This is a genomic window from Pandoraea pneumonica (genome assembly GCF_049918595.1).
In the GTDB taxonomy this organism is placed as follows: Bacteria; Pseudomonadota; Gammaproteobacteria; order Burkholderiales; family Burkholderiaceae; genus Pandoraea; species Pandoraea pneumonica_A.
Genome location: NZ_JBNCRZ010000004.1, coordinates 661,725 through 677,432, shown reverse-complemented (window position 1 = coordinate 677,432; position 15,708 = coordinate 661,725). Strand labels below are relative to the sequence as shown.

Annotated in this window: 16 protein-coding genes; 15 read left to right on the top strand and 1 reads right to left on the bottom strand. The window is 63.3% G+C overall.

All coding sequences use genetic code 11. The annotated features are described in order from the left end of the window. Positions 1-100 precede the first annotated feature (100 nt). The 15 genes from ACPWR9_RS19645 to ACPWR9_RS19575 all read left to right on the top strand — a co-directional run bounded on the left by ACPWR9_RS19645 (position 101) and on the right by ACPWR9_RS19575 (position 15,072). Complete coding sequence (locus ACPWR9_RS19645; protein WP_150680515.1) at positions 101-826, top strand: YebC/PmpR family DNA-binding transcriptional regulator; 726 nt, start codon at positions 101-103, stop codon at positions 824-826. Positions 827-832: 6 nt separating this feature from the next. Then, positions 833-2,119: a phosphoribosylamine--glycine ligase gene (gene purD / locus ACPWR9_RS19640; RefSeq protein ID WP_426330827.1), complete on the top strand. Its 1,287-nt coding sequence runs from the start codon at positions 833-835 to the stop codon at positions 2,117-2,119. A 320-nt stretch (positions 2,120-2,439) separates the two neighbouring features. Further along, a complete protein-coding gene (locus ACPWR9_RS19635; RefSeq protein WP_426330828.1) occupies positions 2,440-3,339 on the top strand; it encodes a mechanosensitive ion channel family protein in 900 nt (299 codons plus the stop codon). 187 nt (positions 3,340-3,526) lie between these two features. Continuing rightward, the gene (gene hemF, locus ACPWR9_RS19630; protein ID WP_150681084.1) at positions 3,527-4,438 is read left to right on the top strand and encodes an oxygen-dependent coproporphyrinogen oxidase; all 912 of its coding nucleotides are present in this window, start codon (positions 3,527-3,529) and stop codon (positions 4,436-4,438) included. A gap of 13 nt (positions 4,439-4,451) precedes the next feature. Next, entirely contained in the window at positions 4,452-5,174 is a 723-nt protein-coding gene (locus tag ACPWR9_RS19625; RefSeq protein ID WP_426330829.1) for a nicotinate-nucleotide adenylyltransferase, read from the top strand. Positions 5,175-5,237: 63 nt separating this feature from the next. Next, positions 5,238-5,687, top strand: a complete 450-nt coding sequence (gene rsfS / locus ACPWR9_RS19620) for a ribosome silencing factor (RefSeq protein ID WP_426330830.1) — start codon at positions 5,238-5,240, stop codon at positions 5,685-5,687. A 23-nt stretch (positions 5,688-5,710) separates the two neighbouring features. Further along, positions 5,711-6,181 carry a 23S rRNA (pseudouridine(1915)-N(3))-methyltransferase RlmH gene (gene rlmH / locus ACPWR9_RS19615; protein WP_426330831.1) on the top strand — a complete coding sequence of 157 codons (471 nt, stop codon included), beginning with the start codon at positions 5,711-5,713 and terminating at the stop codon, positions 6,179-6,181. 315 nt (positions 6,182-6,496) lie between these two features. After that, positions 6,497-7,828 (top strand): sn-glycerol-3-phosphate ABC transporter substrate-binding protein UgpB, encoded by a 1,332-nt coding sequence (gene ugpB, locus ACPWR9_RS19610; RefSeq protein ID WP_150680520.1) that lies wholly within the window; start codon positions 6,497-6,499, stop codon positions 7,826-7,828. A gap of 138 nt (positions 7,829-7,966) precedes the next feature. Beyond that, entirely contained in the window at positions 7,967-8,863 is an 897-nt protein-coding gene (gene ugpA / locus ACPWR9_RS19605) for a sn-glycerol-3-phosphate ABC transporter permease UgpA (protein ID WP_150680521.1), read from the top strand. Further along, positions 8,860-9,705 (top strand): sn-glycerol-3-phosphate ABC transporter permease UgpE, encoded by an 846-nt coding sequence (gene ugpE / locus ACPWR9_RS19600; protein ID WP_426330832.1) that lies wholly within the window; start codon positions 8,860-8,862, stop codon positions 9,703-9,705. The genes ugpA and ugpE overlap by 4 nt, the downstream gene beginning before the upstream one ends. A gap of 2 nt (positions 9,706-9,707) precedes the next feature. Then, positions 9,708-10,805, top strand: coding sequence for a sn-glycerol-3-phosphate import ATP-binding protein UgpC (locus ACPWR9_RS19595; RefSeq protein ID WP_426330833.1), 1,098 nt, complete (start codon positions 9,708-9,710; stop codon positions 10,803-10,805). Further along, the gene (ugpQ, locus tag ACPWR9_RS19590; protein WP_426330834.1) at positions 10,802-11,581 is read left to right on the top strand and encodes a glycerophosphodiester phosphodiesterase; all 780 of its coding nucleotides are present in this window, start codon (positions 10,802-10,804) and stop codon (positions 11,579-11,581) included. The genes ACPWR9_RS19595 and ugpQ overlap by 4 nt, the downstream gene beginning before the upstream one ends. A 149-nt stretch (positions 11,582-11,730) precedes the next feature. After that, positions 11,731-12,330 (top strand): Maf family protein, encoded by a 600-nt coding sequence (locus ACPWR9_RS19585; protein ID WP_150680525.1) that lies wholly within the window; start codon positions 11,731-11,733, stop codon positions 12,328-12,330. A 43-nt stretch (positions 12,331-12,373) separates the two neighbouring features. Further along, positions 12,374-13,843, top strand: a complete 1,470-nt coding sequence (rng, locus tag ACPWR9_RS19580; protein WP_426330836.1) for a ribonuclease G — start codon at positions 12,374-12,376, stop codon at positions 13,841-13,843. Positions 13,844-13,866: 23 nt separating this feature from the next. Further along, entirely contained in the window at positions 13,867-15,072 is a 1,206-nt protein-coding gene (locus tag ACPWR9_RS19575) for a cation diffusion facilitator family transporter (RefSeq protein WP_426330837.1), read from the top strand. 68 nt (positions 15,073-15,140) lie between these two features. Here ACPWR9_RS19575 and rfbC read toward each other — a convergent pair whose 3' ends face one another. Then, positions 15,141-15,689 (bottom strand): dTDP-4-dehydrorhamnose 3,5-epimerase, encoded by a 549-nt coding sequence (rfbC, locus tag ACPWR9_RS19570; protein ID WP_426330838.1) that lies wholly within the window; start codon positions 15,687-15,689, stop codon positions 15,141-15,143. Between the last annotated feature and the right edge of the window lie 19 nt (positions 15,690-15,708).

Genomic DNA, 15,708 nt, shown 5'->3' with positions numbered 1-15,708 from the left:
CTGCCCACGGTGGCGGGCGCTCCCGTTTCAGAGCTTGGCCACGCGGGACTGCGGCGGCCGGCAGCATACTTAGCCGCAGTGCGGCACGACGGAGAATTTCATGGCGGGTCATAGCAAATGGGCCAACATCAAACACAAGAAAGCGGCGGCGGATGCCAAGCGCGGTAAAGTCTGGACACGCCTGATCAAGGAAATCACCGTGGCTGCGCGTCTGGGCGGCGGTGACGCCGACAGCAACCCGCGCCTGCGTCTGGCCGTGGAAAAGGCAGCCGACGCCAACATGCCCAAGGACAACGTCAAGCGCGCGATCGATCGCGGCGTGGGCGGTCTGGACGGCGCGAACTACGAAGAAATTCGCTACGAAGGCTATGGCATCAACGGCGCCGCCGTGATCGTCGACACCATGACCGACAACCGCGTGCGTACCGTCGCGGAAGTGCGTCATGCCTTCTCGAAGTTCGGCGGCAACATGGGCACCGACGGCTCGGTGGCCTTCCTGTTCACGCACTGCGGCCAGTTCCTGTTCTCGCCGGAAACGCCGGAAGACAAGCTCATGGAAGTGGCGCTCGACGCCGGTGCCGACGACGTCATCACCAACGACGACGGCAGCTTCGAAGTGATCTGCCCGCCCAACGACTTCCAGTCGGTCAAGACCCAGCTCGAAGCGGCCGGTCTGAAGGCCGAAGTCGCGGAAGTCACGATGAAACCGCAAACCGAAGTGGTCTTCACCGGCGATGACGCTGTGAAGATGCAAAAGCTGCTCGACGCGCTCGAAAACCTCGACGACGTGCAGGAAGTCTTTACCAACGCCGTCATCGAGGAATAAACAAGCATGAAGATTCTGGTTGTCGGCTCGGGTGGCCGCGAACACGCGCTGGCGTGGAAGATTGCGCAATCCCCGCGTATCCAATTGGTCTACGTCGCCCCGGGCAACGGCGGCACGGCGCTCGACGAGCGCCTGCGCAATGTGCCGATCAGCGATCCGAACGTGCTCGCCGAGTTCGCCATCCGTGAAGGCATCGCCCTCACCGTGGTCGGCCCCGAAGCACCGCTCGCCGCCGGTATCGTCAATATCTTCCGCGCACGCGGCCTGAAAGTTTTCGGCCCGACGCGCGAAGCGGCGCAGCTCGAATCGTCGAAGGACTTCGCCAAAGCGTTCATGAAGCGCCACGGCATTCCGACCGCCGATTACGAAACGTTCTCGGACGCTGCCAAGGCCCACGCCTACATCGACGCCAAGGGTGCGCCGATCGTCATCAAGGCAGACGGTCTGGCTGCTGGCAAGGGCGTGGTGGTGGCGATGTCGCTCGAAGAAGCGCACAACGCTGTCGACGCGATGCTCGCGGACAACAAGCTGGGCGATGCCGGCGCGCGCGTGGTGATCGAGGAATTCCTGCAAGGCGAAGAAGCCAGCTTCATCGTCATGGTCGACGGCAAGAACGTGCTGCCGTTGGCTACGTCGCAGGATCACAAGCGTTTGCTCGACAACGATCAGGGCCCGAACACGGGCGGCATGGGCGCTTACTCGCCCGCGCCGATCGTTACGCCGCAAATTCACGCCCGCGTGATGCGCGAAATCATTCTGCCGACCGTGCGCGGTATGGAAACCGATGGCATTCGCTACACGGGCTTCCTGTACGCCGGTCTGATGATCGACGCACAAGGCAACATCAAGACGCTCGAATTCAACTGCCGCATGGGTGACCCCGAGACCCAGCCGATCATGGCGCGTCTGAAGGGCGACTTCTCGGTGGTGGTCGAGCACGCGATTGCCGGCACGCTCGATAAGGTGGAACTCGACTGGGATCGCCGCTATGCGCTGGGCGTGGTGCTCGCCGCGCACGGCTACCCGGAAACCCCGCGCAAGGGCGACCGTATCTCGGAGATTCCCGCCGAGACGAGCGATTGCGTGACGTTCCATGCCGGTACGCAGTTGGAGAACGACGTGCTGACGGTCACCGGCGGGCGCGTGCTGTGCGTGGTCGGCCTGTCGGACACCGTGCGCGGCGCGCAAAGCGTGGCGTACCAGATGGTCAATCAGATCAGCTTCGACGGCATGCAATATCGCCACGACATCGGCAACCGCGCCCTCGCGCGTAAGCCTGAAGGCACGGCGTGATCGCGTAGCTTCACCGCGCGAATTGCGTAACTAGCGTCGTGTCACCAACGGCCCGGACGACGATAAGTTGTCCGGGCCGTTGTCGTTTCTGACGACCTTCCGACGACTTTCGGACGCCCGCCCACCGGACGTGGCAGCCGCGTCATATCGCCGCGATTGACAAGCGAAAGGCAACTTGGCACGCTGGCAGCGGCGCAACCTGCGTAGTTCAACGATGGAATACGTGGATACGCGGCCTGCACACCGGTAGCCCCCCATCCGGCCAGCCCGGCGGAACCCAGCAGTTTTCCCGACAGATCCCTTGCTCGACGGAGACGCATATGTTCGACCTCAACAAGCTGGTCAACGATTATCTGGTGCCGTTCGGACTGAAGATACTGATGGCCGTCGTCATCTGGATCATCGGCGGCCTCGTCATCAATCTCGCCGCCCGGCTCGTGCGTGCCGCCATGACCCGGCGCGCTATCGATCCCACCCTCGTCCGCTATACCGAATCGTCGCTGCGCATCGCCTTGCGCATCGCGTTGGTCCTCACCATCTTGAGCGTGTGCGGCATCGAGACCACCTCGTTCGCTGCCCTGCTCGCGGCCGCCGGCATTGCCATCGGCGCGGCCTGGTCGGGGCTGCTGTCGAACTTCGCCTCCGGCATCTTCCTGATCGTGCTGCGTCCATTCAAGACGGGCGACATGATCAGCGCGGGCGGCGTGACCGGCGTGGTCGACGAAATCGGCCTGTTCGTGACGACGATGACTACCCCCGACAATTTGCGTGTTTATGTGGGCAACACGAAGGTGTTCAGCGACAACATCACGGTGTACGACGCTAACGCCTTCCGACGCGTCGAGCTGAAGGCGCAGCTTGCCCACACCGTCGACGTGCAGGACGCCGCGGCACGCCTCAAGGCCCGTATCGCCCAAATTCCGAATGTGACGAGCACGCCCGCCGTGGACGTCGAGATTCTGGAGTTCACCCCGGCCGGGCCGGTGCTCGCGGTGCGCCCGTACTGCCATAACCGCGACTATTGGCAGGTGTATTTCGATACCAACCGCGCCATTGCCGAAGTGGGCGGCACGGCCCATTGGCCGGTGCCCGCACCCCGCCAGATCCTCATGCCGCCGCCGGCGGACGCGGGCGGCGGCACCGCGAGCGCGGGCGCGCCGATCATCGGCACGGGCAATGCGGCGCCAGCCGGTGCGCGCCCGAATGCCCCGGCGCCCTGAACGTCCCGAAAATACCGAAAGTCATAACAACCGCTTGATACCGATCATTCGGGCGGCGAATCCGCCGCCCGGAAGCGGTGCCTGACGCCCCTGAACGCCCGCCAGCCGGTACAATCCGGGTATTACCAACCAAGCAACGGGACGTAGAAGGATGACCGCGAGCACGACAGCGCACGACGACGCTCAGATGCCGGATACCGGCGCAGTGCGAACTTATTTGCTCGGTCTGCAAGACCGAATTGTCGAAACGCTGGAACGGCTCGACGGCAAACGCTTTCTCGCCGACGACTGGCAACGCCCGGCCGACGGCGCGCTGCGCGGCGACGGCCGCACGCGAGTGCTCGACGATGGCGATTTCTTCGAGCGCGGCGGCGTCAACTTCTCTCACGTGGTGGGCGACAAGCTCCCCGGCTCGGCCAGCGCCTCCCGGCCCGAACTGGCTGGGCGCGGTTTCGAAGCCCTCGGCGTCTCGCTGGTTCTCCATCCGCGCAATCCGTATTGCCCGACCGTGCACTTCAATGTGCGCATTCTGATTGCCACCGCCCCGGGCGAAGCCCCGGCCTTCTGGTTCGGCGGCGGCATGGATCTCACCCCGTACTATCCGTTCGAAGAGGACTGCCAGCACTTCCACCAGACGTGCAAGGACGCGCTCGACCCGTTCGGCACCGACTGGTACCCGCGCTTCAAGGCCTGGTGCGACGAGTATTTCTACCTGAAACACCGGCAAGAGCCGCGCGGCATCGGCGGCATCTTCTTCGACGACTTCTCGGGCGGTGGCTTCGAGACCGGTTTCGCTGTCATGCAAAGCGTGGGCGACGCATTCCTCGACGCCTACGTGCCGATCGTCGAGCGCCGCCGCGGCATGCCGTATGGCGAGCGTGAACGCGATTTCCAGGCGCATCGCCGTGGCCGTTACGTCGAATTCAATCTGGTTTGGGACCGTGGCACGCACTTCGGCCTGCAATCGGGCGGGCGCACCGAGTCGATTCTGATGTCGATGCCGCCGGTCGTGAAATGGCACTACGACTGGAAGCCCGAACCGGATACCCCGGAAGCGAAGCTCTATACCGACTTCCTCGTACGTCGCGAGTGGGTGTAAAGGCAGCCCACGCATGACCGTCACTTCTCCCGCTGCTGGCCACACCAGCCTGCCCGGCCGCCCCAAGCGCATCGGCGTGCTCGGCGGCACGTTCGACCCGATTCATACCGGCCATCTGGCACTGGGCGCGCTCTTTGCCCGCACGCTCGCGCTCGACGAACTGCTGCTGATGCCCGCGGGCCACCAGCCGCAAAAGCAAGGCAGCACGCCTGCCGTGCACCGGCTCGCCATGACCCGACTGGCTAGCGAATTGCTGGCCGAAGAGCTGCACCGGACATGCCCGGCCACCCAACTGATCGTGAGCACGCGTGAAATCGAACGCGCCGGCCCGAGCTACACCGTCGACACGCTGCGCGAGCTGCGCGCCGATTACGGCCCCGAAGCGTCGCTCTCGCTGCTGATCGGTTCGGACCAACTGGTGCGCCTGGACACATGGCACGCGTGGCGCGAACTGTTCGATTACGCCCACGTTTGCGCGGCGGCCCGACCGGGTTTTAGCCGCGAGACCGCCTCGGCACCGTTGCGTCAAGTCTTCACTGAAAGGGAAAAGTCCGCGCTCGGGGTACAATCCACGCCATGCGGCGGCATCCTGATCGACGACTCACTGGCCGTCGACATCTCCGCCACCGAGTTGCGCGCCGCGTTGGCGCATGCGTCAGACGCAGTCTCACGGCCTGAAAACCTGCCCGAACCCGTATGGCAGTACATTCGCGCGCAACACCTGTATCGCGCCTGACGAGCCCTAGCGGCCCGTCGCACGGCGCCCCCTGATCGCCCCGTTTCACCAAGACAACGCACTATGGATATTCGTAAACTTCAGCGCCTTATCGTCGACGCCCTCGAAGACGTCAAGGCCCAAGACATCAAGGTGTACAACACCGAGCACCTCACCGCCCTGTTCGAGCGCGTGATCATCGCCAGCGGTACGTCGAACCGCCAGACCAAGGCCCTCGCCGCCAGCGTGCGCGATAAGGTCAAGGCCGCCGGTGGCGACATCATCAGCATGGAAGGCGAAGATGTGGGCGAATGGGTGCTGGTCGACACCGGCGATGCCATCGTGCACATCATGCAGCCGGCCCTGCGCCAGTACTACAACCTCGAAGAGATCTGGGGCGAAAAGCCCGTGCGCTTGAAGGCTGCCGGTACCAAAGCCGGTGTGAAGGCCAGCGCTGAAGACGACGCGGACGACGAAGAAGAAGACGCACCGACGCAAGCCAAAGCTCCGGCGCGCCGCAAGGCCACCAAGTAAGTCTCGTCGACGGCTGCACGGTTATGCGTCTGTTCATTCTCGCGGTCGGGCACAAGATGCCCGGCTGGATCGAGACCGCCTTTGCCGAGTACGCGAAGCGCATGCCCCCCGAGCTGCGCATCGAACTCAAAGAAATCAAGCCGGAGCAACGCTCCAACTCCCGCACAGCCGAGACCGTCATGGCGGCCGAGGCGCAGCGCATCGACGCGGCCCTGCCGCGCGGCTGCCGTCTGATCTGTCTGGATGAGCGCGGCACCGACCTCACCACGATGCGCCTCGCGCAATCGCTCACCACCTGGCAGCAAGACGGCCGCGACGTGGCCTTCGTGATCGGCGGCGCCGACGGCCTCGACCCGGCGCTCAAAGCGCGTGCCGACACCCTCATCCGCCTGTCCAGCCTCACGCTGCCGCACGGCATGGTGCGCGTGCTCCTCGCCGAACAGCTCTACCGCGCGTGGAGCATCAACGCGAATCACCCCTACCACCGCGTCTGATTTACGCTCATTGCGTATGCCGTCGCATGACGTGATGTTGTACGTAGGGTGACGTCCTCCCAGCAAATAAGTCAGAAATAAGTCACAACGGCTTGTGCAGTGCAACGATGCGTTGCACTGCGCTTCTGCCTGCGCCCGCAAGCCATGCGGGCAGGCGAAATCCAAAAATCTGTCAATGCCCCGCCAGACGCCGCCATACAACAACCCGTGCTGCACTGCGGGTGGAAAAAACACGATGACGTGGTAGTCTACGCGGCGCTATAACCGTTCGCACCGCGAACAGACAAGACTTCTCGTGAACCCCCGGAGATTGGCATGAAGCAACCTTCCTTGCGCACGTTCGCCCTGGCTGGCGTCGGTGCAGCCCTGGCGCTCACCATGAGCACGTCGGCCCTGGCCGCCACCGAAATCCAGTTCTGGCACTCGATGGAATCGGCCCTCGGCGAGCGCGTCAACCAGATCGCCAACGACTTCAACGCCTCGCAAAGCGATTACAAGATCGTCCCGATCTACAAGGGCAACTACGAGCAAGGTCTGGCCGCGGGTATCGCAGCGTTCCGCGCCGGCAATGCCCCCGCCATTCTCCAGGTGTACGAAGTGGGCACCGCCACGATGATGCAGGCCCAGAAGGCTGTGAAGCCGGTGTGGCAAGTGATGAAGGACGCTGGCGAGCCGTTCGACGAAGCCGCGTTCGTGCCGACCGTGGCTAGCTACTACGCCGACAGCAAGACCAACCATCTGGTGTCGATGCCGTTCAACAGCTCGACCCCGGTGCTGTACTACAACAAGGACGCCTTCAAGAAGGCGGGCCTCGATCCGAACACCCCGCCCAAGACGTGGGCCGACGTGAAGGCCGACGCCACCAAGCTCAAGGCCGCAGGCCTGTCGTGCGGTTTCACGATGGGCTGGCAGAGCTGGACGCAGCTCGAGAACTACAGCGCATGGCACGCCCTGCCGTTCGCCACGAAGAACAACGGCTTCGACGGTCTTGACGCCAAGCTGGTCTTCAACGGTCCGCAACAAACCAAGCACATCCAGTTCCTGGCCGATATGGCCAAGGAAGGCACGTTCACGTACGTGGGCCGCAAGGATGAAGTGACCTCGAAGTTCTACAGCGGCGACTGCGGTATCGCGATGACCACCTCGGGCGCCCTCGCCAACATCGCCAAGTACGCCAAGTTCAGCTACGGCGTGGGCATGATGCCGTACGACGCCGACGTGAAGGGCGCACCGCAGAACGCCATCATCGGTGGCGCCAGCCTGTGGGTGCTCGCGGGCAAGTCGTCCGCCGAGTACAAGGGCGTGGCCAAGTTCCTGAACTACCTCGCCTCGCCGGCCGTGGCTGCGAAGTGGCACCAGGACACCGGTTACCTGCCGGTGACGAAGGCCGCTTACGAGTTGACCGAGAAGCAAGGCTTCTACGCGAAGAACCCGGGCGCCGACATGGCCATCAAGCAGATGCTCAACAAGCCGCCTCTGCCGTTCACGCGTGGTCTGCGTCTGGGCAATATGCCGCAGATTCGCACGGTGATCGACGAAGAACTCGAAGGCGTGTGGAGCGGCAAGCAAACGCCGAAGGCCGCGCTGGATAAGGCGGTGGCCCGTGGCGACGACCTGCTGCGCCGCTTCGAAAAGTCGGGAAGCTAAGCGCTACCCCGCACACGTCGCAGCCGCCGATGGACGAGCGATTCGTGCATCGGCCAATGTGACCGTGCCGTTACAATGACGCCACCCGGCCCGCCCACGCGGGCCGGGTTGGCGTTTTTTTCATTGGTTCTATTCGTTATGGCGCACAACTCAAGAGAACGCCCTCGCTTCGGTACCGGCTGGCTGCCCTACGCGCTCGTCGCCCCGCAGCTGCTCATTACCGTCGTGTTCTTTCTGTGGCCCGCGGGCGAGGCCCTGTGGCAATCCACGTCGACACAGGACGCGTTCGGGCTCTCCAGCCAGTTCGTCGGCTTCGACAACTTCACCGCGCTCTGGAGCGATCCGCTCTACCTCGCGTCGTTCCGCACCACGATGATCTTCAGCGGACTGGTCACGGTCTGCGGCCTCGTCATTTCGCTGCTGCTCGCGGCCATGGCCGATCGTGTGACGCGTGGCAAGCGCGCATACCAAACACTGCTCATCTGGCCGTACGCCGTGGCGCCTGCCATTGCCGCCGTGCTGTGGGCGTTTCTGTTCAACCCGAGTATCGGCCTGGTGACCTACGGACTGGGCAAGCTCGGCGTCGAATGGAACCACGCGCTCAATGGCGGTCAGGCGATGTTCCTCGTCGTGCTGGCGTCGATCTGGAAGCAGATCAGCTATAACTTCCTGTTTTTCTATGCCGGCTTGCAGGCGATTCCGCGCTCGCTGGTCGAGGCTGCGGCCATCGACGGTGCCGGGCCGGTGCGGCGGTTCTTCGGGCTGGTGCTGCCGTTGATCTCGCCGACCACGTTCTTCCTGCTCGTGGTGAACCTCGTGTATTCGTTCTTCGACACCTTCCCGGTGATCGATGCGGCCACGGGCGGCGGCCCCGGCCAGTCGACCATGACGCTCATCTACAAGATCTACTCGGAAGGCTTCAAGGGGCTCGACCTCGGCAGCTCGGCGGCGCAATCGGTGGTGCTCATGGCCATCGTCATCGTGCTGACCGTCGTGCAGTTCCGCTTCATCGAACGCAAGGTGCAATACGCATGATCGAGAACCGTCGCGGCCTGGATATCTTCTGCCACGTCATGCTGATCATCGGCGTGTTGTTGGTGGTCTTTCCGCTCTATGTGGCGTTCGTCGCCGCCACGATGAACGAGCGTGAAATCTTTAACGTGCCTTTGTCGCTCATTCCGAGCTCGCACCTGTTCGAGAACCTCGCAACGGTGTGGGGCCGGGGCACGGGCGATTCGGCGATGCCGTTCGGTCTGATGCTCGGCAACAGCTTGCTCATGGCGCTGGTCATCACGATCGGCAAAATCTCGGTGTCGATCCTGTCGGCCTTCGCCATCGTGTATTTCCGCTTCCCATTGCGCAATCTGTTCTTCTGGCTGATCTTCGTCACGCTGATGCTGCCGGTCGAAGTGCGTATCTTTCCGACCGTGCAGGTCATCTCCAGTCTCGGACTCATCAACAGTTATGTGGGCTTGACGGTGCCGCTCATCGCATCGGCCACGGCCACGTTCCTGTTCCGGCAGTTCTTCATGACGCTGCCCGATGAACTGGTGGAAGCCGCGCGCATCGATGGCGCTGGCCCGATGCGCTTCTTCGTGGACGTGGTGCTGCCGCTCTCGAAGACGAACATCGCGGCGCTCTTCGTCATCACCTTCATCTATGGCTGGAATCAGTACCTGTGGCCGATTCTGGTGACCAACGCCCCGTCGATGACGACGGCGGTCGTGGGCATCAAGAGCATGATCGGCAGCGGGGACACCGCCACGCAGTGGCAGCTCGTCATGAGCGCCACGCTGCTCGCAATGCTTCCGCCGCTCGCCGTCGTGCTGCTCATGCAGCGTTGGTTCGTGCGCGGTCTGGTCGATTCGGAAAAGTAATCATGGCAAATCTCAAACTCCATAGCGTCAAGAAAACCTACGACCAGACGAACTACATCCTGCACGGTGTCGACATCGACATCCAGGACGGGGAATTCGTGGTCATCGTCGGCCCGTCGGGCTGCGGCAAGTCGACCCTGCTGCGCATGGTGGCTGGCCTCGAGTCGGTGAGCGAAGGCAGCATCCTGATCGGCTCGCAGGTGGTGAACAAGCTCGAGCCGAAGGATCGCAACATCGCGATGGTGTTCCAAAACTACGCGCTGTATCCGCATATGGACGTGCGTCAGAACATGTCGTACGGCCTGAAGATTCGCGGCATCGACAAGAAGACCATCGACGAGCGCGTGCTCGCCGCGGCGAAGATTCTCGAACTCGAACCGCTGCTTGCACGCAAGCCGCGCGAGCTCTCGGGCGGCCAGCGTCAGCGCGTGGCCATGGGCCGAGCCATCGTGCGCGAGCCTGCCGTGTTCCTGTTCGACGAACCGCTCTCTAACCTCGACGCGAAGCTGCGCGTGCAAATGCGTCTGGAAATTCAGCGATTGCATGCGCGTCTGAAGACGACGAGCCTGTACGTCACGCACGATCAGGTCGAAGCCATGACGCTCGCCGATCGCGTGATCGTGATGAACAAGGGTTACGCCGAGCAGATCGGCACGCCCTCGGACGTGTACGAACGCCCCGCTTCGCTGTTCGTCGCCAGCTTCATGGGCTCGCCCGCGATGAACTTGCTCAAGGGCCGTGTGGATTCGGAAGGTCGCACGTTCCAGGTGGATGGCGGCGGCCCGTCGCTGCGGTTGCCGCCGACGAGCATGGCGCATGCCAATCGTGAGCTGGTGCTCGGCGTGCGTCCGGAGCATCTGATTCCGGCGGAACAACCGAACGGCATCGGCGCATTCGCGGCACAAACCAACATCCTCGTCGATCAGCTCGAACTGCTCGGTGCCGACAATCTGGCGCACGGCCGCTGGGGCGATCAACACATCACCGTGCGTTTGCCGCACGAGCTGCGTCCGGCGGCAGGCACGGTGGTGCCGCTGGCCATCTCGGCAAAGGCACTGCATCTGTTCGATCCCTCCACCGGTAAGCGAGTCGAAGCATGAGTGATAGTGCAACGCCTTCTCATTTGTGGCGCGCGTGGCCGTATCCGCGCATCGTCTCTCACCGGGGCGGCGGCAAGCTGGCCCCGGAGAACACGCTGGCAGCGTTCGAGATGGGTGCCTCGCTCGGCCTGCAAATGGTCGAGTTCGACGCCAAGCTCTCGGCGGATAACGTCGTGTTCCTGCTGCACGACGACACGGTCGATCGCACCAGCAACGGTCACGGCGCCGCGGCGCAGATGACCTACGCCGAGATCGAGGAACTCGACGCCGGGTCGTGGTTCGACGCGCGCTTCGCCGGGGAAGTCATGCCCACGCTGGCGCAGGTAGCCGAGCGTTGTCAGGCGCTGGGGCTGGCGGCCAACGTGGAAATCAAGCCCTGCCCGGGGCGCGAAGTGGAGACGGGCACGCTCGTCGCCCTCGCCGTGCAGGCGTTGTGGCCGGCCCACGCGCTGCCGCCGCTGCTCTCGTCGTTCTCGTACGAAGCGCTCGAAGCCGCCGCCAAGGCGGCCCCTGCGCTGCCGCGCGGCATGCTGTACGAAGCCGTGCCGGCGCACTGGCGCGACGACGCCAAGGCGCTCGGCACCGTATCGCTACACGCCAGCCACAAGCACCTCGACGGCCCGCAAGTCGCCGAGATCAAGGCGGCGGGCCTGCAAATGCTCGTCTATACCGTCAACGACCCCGAACGCGCGCGTGAGCTGGCGGCTTGGGGCGTGGACGCCATCTGCACCGACCGTATCGACCTGATCGGCGCAGATTTCCTCGCGGATGCCTGAAACCCCGGCGCCCCCCCGCTGAAACTGGCGGGCGTGGGCGCAAGGCGGCATAATAGGGCGCGTTCCCTTCGCCCAGCCTACCAAGCGGCCCGGTGCAGCCCGAATATCCCTTCGAGCGCCGGGCTGGACGATTTCAAGCCAAGCCGCCCATGCCGTATATCTATCTCGCTTCGCAAAGTCCCCGCCGTCAGGAATTGCTGCACCAGCTCGGTGTGCGTTTCGAACTGCTGCTGCCCTCCGCCGACGAAGACGCCGAAGCGCTCGAAGCCGTCCTGCCCGGGGAACCTCCCGATAACTACGTCCAACGTGTCACCCGTGCCAAGGCCGAAGCGGCCATTGCCCGGCTCAAGCGGGCCGGTCTGCCCGACGCCCCGATTCTCGCCGCCGATACCACCGTCTGCCTCGACGGCACCATTCTCGGCAAACCCTTCGACGATGCCGACGCACGCGCCGTGCTCTCGCGCCTCTCGGGTACGCGTCACCGGGTGCTGACCGCCGTTGCCGTTTGCACCGGCGACCAGATTCGTCAGGCCGTGAACATCTCGCATGTCTGGTTCCGGCCACTGCGCACAGAGGAAATCGAACGTTACGTCGCGTCGGGCGAAGCCATGGGCAAAGCCGGCGCTTACGGTATTCAAGGCAAGGCCGCCGAATTTGTGATGCGCATCGACGGCAGCTATTCCGGCATCATGGGCCTGCCGCTATGCGAAACCGCTGCGCTGCTGCGCCAAGCGGGCGTCGACTTCTGACGCGTACCGAATTCCTAAGAATTTCGAGTCTGGTCGACACTTTATGAACGAAGACATTCTGGTCAACATCACGCCGCAAGAGACGCGCGTCGCGCTCATGCAAATTGGCGCGGTGCAAGAGCTGCACATCGAGCGCACGCTCTCGCGCGGGCTCGTGGGCAACATCTATCTGGGCAAGGTCGTGCGCGTGCTGCCCGGCATGCAATCGGCCTTCATCGATATCGGGCTGGAGCGCGCCGCGTTCCTGCACGTGGCCGATATCTGGCATCCGCGCACGAGCAACGATACATCGGTGCCGCACCCGCAACCGCCGATCGAGAAGACCGTTTTCGAAGGTCAGACGCTGATGGTGCAGGTCATCAAGGACCCCATCGGCACTAAGGGGGCGCGTCTGTCCACGCAGGTGAGCATCGCTGGGCGCACGCTGGTGTATCTGCCGCAGGAACCGCATATCGGCATCTCGCAACGCATCGAGAGCGAAGCCGAACGTGAAGCGCTGCGCAGCAAGATTCAAGCGTTGGTGCCCGCCGACGAAAAGGGTGGCTTCATCGTGCGCACCATCGCCGAAGACGCTGCCGACGCCGAACTGGCCAACGACATCGCCTACCTGCGCAAGTCGTGGCAGACCATCGGCGAGCAGAGCACGCGCGTGCCTGCACCGGCGCTGCTGTATCAGGATCTGAATCTGGCGCAGCGCGTGTTGCGCGACTTCGTACACGAAGAAACGGGCAAGATTCTCGTCGACTCGCGCGAAACCTTCCAGAAGCTGGCCGAGTTCGCGGCTGTCTACACCCCGGCCGTGCTGAGCAAGCTCACGCACTACACGGGCGAGCGGCCGCTGTTCGATCTGTATAACGTCGAGACGGAAATCGAACGGGCGCTCTCGCGGCGCGTCGATTTGAAGTCGGGCGGCTACCTGATGATCGATCAGACCGAAGCGATGACGACCATCGACGTGAACACCGGCGGTTACGTCGGTGCGCGCAACTTCGACGACACGATCTTCAAGACGAACCTCGAAGCCGCACTGATGATTGCGCGCCAGCTGCGCCTGCGCAATCTGGGCGGCATCATCATCATCGACTTTATCGACATGGAGAGCGCCGATCATCGCGACTCCGTACTCGCCGAGTTGAAGAAAGCGCTGTCGCGCGACCGCACACGCATCACCGTGAACGGCTTCTCGCAACTGGGGCTGGTGGAAATGACGCGCAAGCGCACACGCGAATCGCTCGCGCACGTGCTGTGCGAGCCGTGCGCGGTGTGTCAGGGCAAGGGGCAGGTGAAGACGCCGCGCACGCTGTGCTACGACATCCTGCGTGAAATTCTGCGCGAGTCGCGTCAGTTCAATCCGCGCGAATTCCGTTTGATCGCGTCGCAGGAAGTGGTCGACCTGTTCCTCGAAGAAGAGTCACAACACCTCGCTATGCTGATCGACTTCATCGGTAAGCCGATTTCGTTGCAGGTGGAGTCGTCGTTCCATCAAGAACAGTACGACATCATTCTGATGTAAATATCCTCGCGCGCCCGTCTCTCATGCCCTACTCCAATTACGACAATCTTGCGGCATCCAGCGAGGCGCTCGACAAGCACGCGGTCGCACGGCATTCGACCTGGGTCAGTATCTGGGTCAATGTCGTGCTCACCACGGCGCAGATCGTCATCGGCATTTTCGCGCGCTCGCAGGCATTGATCGCCGACGGGATTCACTCGCTCTCCGACATCGTTTCCGACTTTGTCGTGCTGGCTGCCGCACGGGGGAGTGCCCGTGCCCCCGACGCGGATCACCCCTACGGCCATAACCGCTACGAGAATGCTGCGTCACTCTTTCTTGGCGCCATCTTGCTGGTGGTGGGCGCGGGAATGCTGTGGCGAGGCATCGAACGGCTGCTGCACCCGGAGGAGATTCCGGAAGTGCACGCCATTGCGCTCGGCGTGGCCGTGCTCGTGCTGGTCTGCAAGGAAGGCCTGTTCCGCTACATGTTGCGTGCGGCGCAGCGTGTGCGTTCTGCGATGCTCGTCGCAAATGCCTGGCACGCGCGCTCCGACGCTCTCTCGTCGCTGGTCGTCGCCTGCGGCATTCTGGGCAATCTGGCCGGTTACCGGCTGCTCGACCCGCTCGCCGCCGCGCTCGTGGGCCTGATGATCGGGCGCACGGGCTGGAAATTCGGCTGGAACGCGCTGCAAGACCTGATCGACCGCGGCGTAGACGACGCCACCATGGTCACCATTCGTCAGCATTTGCTGGACACCCCGGGCGTGCGCGCCATCGATATGCTGCGTACGCGGCGCATGGGCGACGAAATCGTGGTGGACGTGCATGTGCTCGTCGATGCGCGGCTGTCCGTATCGGAAGGTCACTACATCGCGGAGCAGGCACGCGCGGCCGTCATGAACGTGCCACAGATTCTCGATGTGCTGGTGCACGTCGACCCGGAGAGCGATACGAAAGGCACCGCTTTACAGCAATGGCCCGCGCGAGCAGCGGTGGTGTCCGCCGCCGAGGTGCTTTGCCGGGCCAATGCGCTGGCGCTGCACGACGTGAAGCTGCACTACATCAACAACGGGCTGGAAGCCGACGTGATCGTGGAAGGACTGAATGAGTCCGCGACGTACGCGTTACACGCGGATGCCTGCGGCGAATATGCCTCGCAAACGATCGCCGATGCGCTCGCGGCTCGCTTCGGGCTGCGTCATGTGAGAGTGCTGCGTGTGACGGGCGAGACTTCCGCTACGACCTGACGTGACGTCACGGCAGAAAAAAACGGCGCTGAATCAGCGCCGTTTTCATTTTCCGACTCCCCGTCGACTTAGTCTTCGTGCTTGAAGTCGGCGAACAGCATGCCCTGCTTGTCCTTGTCCGACACGATCGGCGTGATGCCGTCGAGAGGCCAGGGAATCGCCAGCGACGGGTCGTCCCAGCGGATGCAGCGCTCGAATTGCGGTGCCCAGTAGTCGGTCGTCTTGTAGAGCACTTCGGCGTTCTCGGACACGACGACAAAGCCGTGCGCGAAGCCTGCCGGAATCCACAACTGCTTCTTGTTTTCCGCGCTCAGCACTTCGGCGACCCACTTGCCGAACGTCGGCGAGCCTTCGCGAATGTCGACGGCAACGTCGTAAATCTCGCCCTGCAATACGCGCACGAGCTTGCCTTGCGGTTGCTTGACCTGGTAGTGCAAACCGCGCAGAACACCGCGTGCGGAACGCGACTGATTGTCTTGCACGAACGAGAACTCGCCACCCAGCGAATCGTTGAAGTTACGCTGATTGAAGCTCTCGAAGAAATAGCCGCGCGAGTCGCCGAACACCTTGGGTTCGATGACGCACACAGCAGGAATAGCGGTTGGACTGACTTGCATAAACGGTTACCGGGAGACC